Source organism: Segatella copri, assembly GCF_009494395.1.
In the GTDB taxonomy this organism is placed as follows: domain Bacteria; phylum Bacteroidota; class Bacteroidia; order Bacteroidales; family Bacteroidaceae; genus Prevotella.
Genome location: NZ_VZCB01000004.1, coordinates 1 through 1286, shown reverse-complemented (window position 1 = coordinate 1286; position 1286 = coordinate 1). Strand labels below are relative to the sequence as shown.

1 protein-coding gene is annotated in these 1286 nt (G+C 42.5%); it reads left to right on the top strand.

The genetic code is table 11. The features are described 5' to 3' along the window. Positions 1 to 1032 (top strand): IS110 family transposase (locus tag F7D73_RS00420; protein ID WP_228117585.1); only part of this gene is annotated, 1032 nt, incomplete at its 5' end. Between the last annotated feature and the right edge of the window lie 254 nt (positions 1033 to 1286).

Here is a 1286-nt window from a genome sequence, read left to right as displayed (position 1 = left end):
AAAGGTATGAAAAATAAATCATTTATCGGCATCGACATCTCAAAAAATGTCATTGACGTATCAATTTTCTGTGAAGGAACCCCAATTAAGGACTTTCCTCACGATGTATTCAACAATTCCCGCAAGGGATTTGGCGAAATGTGCACATGGCTCAAGAAGAATCATGTGGTTCTCTCGAACTGTCTCTTTGGAATGGAGTTCACCGGCAGCTACTCCATGGAACTGGAGAAGTTTCTTAATGCCAGGAAGTATCAGTTCTGCATGCTCTCCACCCATGTGATAAAGCATTATCCCATGGGACCCAAGGACAAGAGCGACAAGATTGACTCTGCCAAGATTGCAGACTTTCTCTATCGCTATAATGGTACAGAATGTGTCAAGCCTTATAAAATGCCGGACAAGACCATGCAGAGACTCAAGGCACTGATGAATGAGCGTAAGTTCCTGGTAGAACAACGTACATGCTTCATGAACAGAAGACAGCTGTGCACCACAAAGGAAGACGCCCAGCTATATGATAGCTACATCAAGAAACTCAGCCATGACATTGAAAACATCGAGTTGGAAGAACAGAAGTTGCTGGTTACAGACGAAAGTCTCTTCACGACTTACTGGAATCTTCTGACAATACCAGGAATCGGTTTCGTCAATGCCATAAATGTCATTGTCATTACTCGAAACTTTACCGCTTTTGAAACAGCAAGGCAATATGCCAGTTATGTCGGCGTGGCACCGCACTTCCGCACTTCCGGCACCAGTGTGAGATGGCGGCCCCGACCTTCAGCACGCAGTGATGGTCAGGCGAAAGCGGATCTATCCATGGCGGCCACAGTTGCAGTACAATATGATGCAGAGTTACAATCATTCTATAACCGTAAATTAGGAGGTAAGCAAGATTCAGACACAAAACGCAAGGCATTGAATGCCGTTAAGTTCAAACTCGTTCTAAGAATGTTCGCCATAGGCAAACAGAACAGAAAATGGGAACCGTTAGATTCAAAGAGCAGCAATGAGAAACTTGCAATATCATAAGTCCGAAACAAGTGAACTATAGCAGTCTGTGCTACTGCCATTTAGAGTCTTGTAAAGACACTAACACGGATAACTAATTAGGAATCTAGCCATACGCTATTAAAAGAACGAGTTCCGTGTTGTTTTGTAACAGAAAAATCATTTTTGACCATTTCTGCTACCGATATGGTAGTGCCTGTATGCTTCAAAACACCTCTTTTATGTTTATTAACACAAAAAACTGCTCAAAAATTTGGTTATGTCTTAGGAATCGG